Source organism: Microbacterium sp. K41 (genome assembly GCF_004794395.1).
Taxonomy (GTDB): domain Bacteria; phylum Actinomycetota; class Actinomycetes; order Actinomycetales; family Microbacteriaceae; genus Microbacterium; species Microbacterium sufflavum.
Genome location: NZ_SSDO01000401.1, coordinates 1 through 5,637, shown reverse-complemented (window position 1 = coordinate 5,637; position 5,637 = coordinate 1). Strand labels below are relative to the sequence as shown.

Annotated in this window: 6 protein-coding genes; all 6 read left to right on the top strand. The window is 74.3% G+C overall.

Features of this window, described 5'->3' with window-relative positions:
* On the top strand, nucleotides 1-227 hold a 227-nt coding region (locus DW309_RS12625; RefSeq protein ID WP_136045578.1), incomplete at its 5' end, for an SDR family NAD(P)-dependent oxidoreductase.
* Nucleotides 228-320: 93 nt separating this feature from the next.
* Nucleotides 321-1,436, top strand: coding sequence for a zinc-binding dehydrogenase (locus tag DW309_RS12620; RefSeq protein ID WP_136045577.1), 1,116 nt, complete (start codon nucleotides 321-323; stop codon nucleotides 1,434-1,436).
* Nucleotides 1,437-1,444: 8 nt separating this feature from the next.
* Entirely contained in the window at nucleotides 1,445-2,404 is a 960-nt protein-coding gene (locus DW309_RS12615) for an aldo/keto reductase (protein ID WP_136045576.1), read from the top strand.
* A 65-nt stretch (nucleotides 2,405-2,469) separates the two neighbouring features.
* The gene (locus DW309_RS12610) at nucleotides 2,470-3,468 is read left to right on the top strand and encodes an alpha/beta hydrolase (RefSeq protein ID WP_136045575.1); all 999 of its coding nucleotides are present in this window, start codon (nucleotides 2,470-2,472) and stop codon (nucleotides 3,466-3,468) included.
* Entirely contained in the window at nucleotides 3,465-4,448 is a 984-nt protein-coding gene (locus tag DW309_RS12605) for an alpha/beta hydrolase (protein WP_136045574.1), read from the top strand. Before DW309_RS12610 ends, DW309_RS12605 begins: the two co-directional genes overlap by 4 nt.
* Nucleotides 4,445-5,637: multidrug effflux MFS transporter (locus DW309_RS12600; protein ID WP_240753206.1), on the top strand; the 1,193-nt coding region annotated here is incomplete at its 3' end. The genes DW309_RS12605 and DW309_RS12600, both read left to right, overlap by 4 nt.

Genomic DNA, 5,637 nt, shown 5'->3' with positions numbered 1-5,637 from the left:
CGGGCGTGCGCGTGAACGCGGTCGCCCCCGGCCCGGTGCTCACCCCGCTCACCGCCGACTTCGCCTCGAACCCCGACGCCCGCGCGGCCTGGGAGTCGCGCATCCCGCTCGGCACGATCGCCGAGGTCGACCAGGTCACGCCGCTCGTGCTGTTCCTCGCGAGCGACGCCGCCGGCCACATCACCGGCGTCTCGGTGCCGGTCGACGGCGGCCAGCTCCTGGTCTGACCCGTCCGCCCGCATCCGTCACGGGATCGGATCCGCACCCCGCCCCTCGCGGAGCGTTCCCGATCCCCACCCGTCCCGCGACAGGAGAACCGCATGACCCTCCCCGCCCCGACCCGCCCGACCACGACCCGCGCCGCCGTGCTCACCGCGCACGGCGAGCCGCTCACCCTGCAGGACCTCCCGCTGCCGACCGAGATCGAGCCGGACGCCGCCCTCGTGCGCATCGCCTGCACGACCCTGTGCGGCACCGACATCGAGATCTGGGAGGGCCGGATGACCTTCCCCGGCATGCTCCCGATGGTGCTCGGCCACGAGATGGTCGGCGAGATCGTGGCCACCGGACCCGACACGCGCGACGCCCTCGGCCGCCCGCTCTCCCCCGGCGACCGCATCGGCTGGTCGGAGTCCACGTGCGGCGAGTGCCACGGCTGCGTCGTGCTGCGCGAACCCGTCGCCTGCTCGCGCCGCGGCTACGGCTTCCTGCAGCGGTCCGACGTACCGCCGTACGCCACCGCCGGGCTGTCGGAGTACGCCTACGTCACCCCCGGCGCCGCGAAGCTGCTGCTGCCCGCGGCGGTGAAGGACACCTGGGCGTCGATGGCGGGCTGCGCGGCCAAGACCGTGCTGCGCGCGTTCGAGCGCGCCGGCCGCATCCGCCCCGGCTCCCGCGTCGTGGTGCAGGGGTCGGGCGCGCTCGGCATCTTCGCCACCGCCGTCGCCACCATCGCGGGCGCCGGGCAGGTCATCACGGTCGGCGCCCCCGCCGCCCGGCTGGAGCTCGCCGCCCGCTTCGGCGCCGACGCCGTGGTCGACTTCCGCGACGGGCCCGTCGTCGACCAGGTCATGGAGCTCACGGGCGGCCACGGTGCCGACCACGTGTTCGACTTCGCGGGCGCCCCGAGCGTGGGTCCCGACGCGGTGGGCATGGCGGCGCAGCGCGGCACCATCGCGATCGTCGGCTCCACCGGCCCCGCGGGCGACGGCTTCCCCCTCAGCACGATCATGGGCAAGGAGCTCACGGTCGTCGGCTCGCTCAACGGCGACATCTCCGACTACGCCCGCGCCATCGACTTCTTCACCGCGTTCGCCGACCGCTTCCCCTGGGACGACCTGTTCAGCGCCCCGGTCGGTCTCGCCGAGGCCTCCGCCAAGATCGCCCACATGCACCACCTCGATGAGGTCAAGGCCGTCATCGACCCGAGCCTCTGAGGAGCGCCATGACCACCCCTCTCCCCCGCCGCGAGATCGGCCGCAGCGGCCTGCACGCCTCCCTGTTCTCGCTCGGCTCGTGGCACACCTACGACCGCATGGACTTCGCCGACGCCGTCGAGCTGCTGCGCCAGGCGACCGACCGCGGCGTGAACCTCTTCGACGTCGGCGTGTACTCCGCGCCCGGCGCCCCTCCGGTGTTCACCGACGTGATCTTCTCGGCCATGGTGCGCGCGGCGGGTCTGCGCCGCGACGAGTGGCTGCTGTCGTCGAAGCTGTGGCTGGAGGCCTTCGGCGACGACGGCTTCCGCCCGCAGCTCGATAACGCCCTGATGCGGGTGGGCGTGGAGCACGCCGACCTCGTGATCCTGGGCGACCTGCGCCGCGACGACCTCGACCTGCGCGACCTCGTGCTCGACCTCGCGCGCCTCGCCGATGCGGGACTCATCCGCGCGTGGGGCGTGAACAACTGGTCGGCGTCGTCCATCCAGCGCCTGCTCGACCTCGCCGCGGCGGAGGGCGTGCCCGGGCCGCAGATCGCGCAGCTGAAGTACAGCGTGGCACGGCGCTCGATCCCCGACGGCGAGCCGTTCGCGCGGCTCTGGGAGCAGGGCCTCACGCTGCAGGCCTCCGACTGCCTGGAGGGCGGCGTGCTCGCGGGGAACGTGAAGGGCGACCGCCAGATCGGCCGCGACCCCGGCGACATCCGGGAGCGGATCATCGCCGACGTGCCGGCGTTCACGGCGCTCGCGGAGTCGCTCGACACGACCCCGGCCCAGCTCGGCATCGCGTTCACACTCACGCACCCCGCCCTCACGACCACCCTGTTCGGGGCCTCCCGCGTGGCACAGCTGCACGCGAACCTCGACGCCGCCGACCTCGTCGACCGCATCGGCGCCGACGAGCTGCGCCGCCTGGTCGAACCCTTCTGGGCCGACCGCGGCGTGGTCGACCCCGAAGGCCCCTGACACCGTCCGCAGACCCCCACACACCCGCCCCGCCCCACGCCGCCCCCACCCCACCGAGGAGAGACATGACCGCCACCGCCGCCGGACACCCCACCGTCCCGCCCGTCCCGTTCGACCCCGAGGTGCAGGCCGTGCTGGACGAGATCGCGAAGAACCCGCAGCCTCCCCTCACCCGCGACACGCTGCCGCGCGAGGGCGTCGACCGGATGTTCCCCGACAACGACACCGTGATCGCGGGCCGCCCGATCGTGTGGGAGGACCGCGTGATCCCCGGCCCCGCGGGCGCACCCGACATCGAGATCACGGTGTTCCGCCCCGCGGATTCCGCGACCGAGGCGCTGCCCGGGTTCGTGAACATCCACGGCGGCGGCATGATCGTCGGCCACCGCTCGTGGGAGACCGCGCGCGTGGTCGACATCGTCGCGGAGCACCGCGTGGTCGCCGTGAACGTGGAGTACCGGCTCGCCCCGGAAGACCCGTACCCCGCCGGTGTGGAGGACTGCTACGCGGCGTTCGTCTGGACGCACGAGCACGCCGCCGAGCTCGGCATCGACCCGGAGCGCCTCGTCGTCGGCGGCGGCAGCGCCGGGGGCGGGCTCACGGCCGCGGTCGCCCTGCTGGCGCGCGACCGGAAGGGCCCGGTCATGGCGGGGCAGCTGCTGCTGTGCCCCATGATCGACAACACCAACACCTCGGTCGCCAGCTTGCAGTACGACGGCATCGGCACGTGGCAGCGCGACATGAACCTGCTGGCGTGGTCGTGCGTGCTCGGCGACGACCTCGCGTTCAGCGACGAGGCCCCCGCCTACGCGGCCCCGAGCCGCGCGACCGATCTGTCCGGTCTTCCCCCCGCGTACATCGAGGTGGGCGAGGCGGAGACCTTCCGCGACGAGGACACCGCGTATGCGCTCGGCATCTGGGCCACGGGCGGCCAGGCCGAGCTGCACGTGTGGGGCGGCGGCGCGCACGGCTTCGACATGTACATGCCGGAGGCGGAGATCACCCGGGCCGCCCTCGCCGCACGGTCGTCGTGGCTGCGCCGGATCTGGCGGGCCGCCCGATGACCGCGCCCGCTCCCGTGCCGTACGACCCCGAGCTGGTCGCCGGGCTCGACGCGTTCGTGCAGCTCGTGGAGGGCATCCCGCTGCGCGCCGACACCATCCACGCCAACCGCGACCACTTCGCCGCGATCATCCCGCCCATCGCGGTGCAGGCCGAGGGCAGGGCGGTGACGTGGGAGGACCGCGTGATCCCCGGCCCCGCCGGTGCGCCCGACCTGGAGGTCACGATCGTGCGGCCGTCCGCCCCCGCGACCGGGCCGGCGCCCGCCGTCCTGTCGATCCACGGCGGCGGCATGGTGCTCGGCACCCGCTTCTTCGGCACCGCCGAGCTGATCGATCTGGCCGACCGGCACGGCGTCGTCGGCGTCGCGGTGGAGTACCGCCTCGCGCCGGAGCATCCGGGCCCGGCGCAGGCGGAGGACTGCTACGCGGCGCTGGAGTGGATGGCCGCGCACGCCGACGACCTCGGCATCGACCCCGACCGCATCATCGCGTCGGGGCAGAGCGCGGGCGGCGGGCTGTCCGCCGCGGTGGCCCTGCTCTCCCGCGACCGCGGCGGACCGCGGCTGGCCGGGCAGCTGCTCGGCTGCCCGATGCTGGACGACCGCAACGAGACGCCGTCCGCCCGGCAGTACGACGGCTTCGGCGCCTGGGACCGCAACAACAACGACACCGCGTGGGACGCCATCGCCGGAGACGACCGCTTCACCGACCGGGTCTCGCCGTACACGGCCCCCGCACGCGCCACCGACCTGTCCGGACTCGCCCCCGCGTTCATCGAGGTCGGGGCTGCCGAGACCTTCCGCGACGAGGCCGTGGACTACGCGCTGCGCATCTGGGCGACCGGCGGTCAGGCCGAGCTGCACGTGTGGGCCGGCGGGTACCACGGCTTCTCCGGGTTCTCGCCGGAGGCCGAGGTGTCGCTGGCGGCGGTCGCGGCGCGGGAGAGCTGGCTGCGCCGCGTGCTGCGCCCGGGCGGATGAGCATCCCGGCGCGCCCGGAGCCCGCCCGCATGGGCACGCTCCGGGCGATGCTCGTGCTCGGGATGCTGGAGGCGTTCGGGCCGCTGTCGATGGACCTGTACCTGCCGCAGCTGCCGCAGCTCGCGGCGTCGCTCGGCACGACCGAGGCGCTCGCGCAGGTCACGATGTCGGCGTGCATGATCGGCCTGGGTCTCGGGCAGCTCATCGCCGGTCCCCTCAGCGACCGGCTGGGCCGGAAGCGTCCGCTCCTCGTCGGCGTGGCCGCGTTCGCGGTGCTGTCCGCCGTGTGCGCGGTCGCCCCGAGCATCGAGCTGCTGCTGGTGGCGCGGTTCCTGCAGGGTCTCGCCGGATCGGCGGGCATCGTCATCTGCCTCGCGGTCGCGCGCGATCAGTTCGAGGGCGTGGAGCTGTCGCGCATGCTGTCGCTGCTGTTCCTGGTCTCGGGCACGGCCCCGATCATCGCCCCCGTGGTGGGCGGCCAGCTCGCACGGATCATGGACTGGCGCGGCATCTTCGGCGTGCTCGCGGCGGTCGGGGTCGTGCTGCTGCTCGTGGTCGTGTTCGCCCTGCCCGAGACGCTGCACGCCGACGACCGGCACGGCGGCGGCCTGCGCACGCTCGGCGGTCACGCGGGCGCCGTGCTGCACGACCGTCTGTTCGCCGCGGTGCTGTGCGCCTCGGCGGGCGGCGGGGTGGCGTTCTTCACCTACCTGTCGATGTCGTCGTTCGTGCTGCAGGACGAGTTCGGGCTGAGCCCGCAGGCGTTCAGCCTGGCGTTCGCGGCCGGGGCGCTCGCGAGCATCGTGGGCAGCCAGACGAGCCGGCTGGTGGTGCGACGGTGGGGCCCCCTCCGCGTGTACCTGGGCGGCAGCACCGCGACGCTGCTGGCGACCGCGACCTTCCTGGTGCTGGCCGTCGCCGGGACCGGGGTGACCGGGGTGATCGCGGCCCTGGTCGGCTTCATGCTGTGCTCCGGCGTCGGCGGCCCGAACGGGGAGACCCTCGCGCTCGCGCACCACGGTTCGCGCGCGGGCACCGCATCGGCCCTGCTCGGCATGTCCACCTTCCTGTTCGGGCCCGTGCTGGCCCCGGTCGCGGCGGGCGTCGGCGGCACGAACGCCATGACCATGGCCGTGACCATGACCCTCGCGGCCGCCGTCGCCGCGGTCGCCGCGTGGGCGTTCGTGCG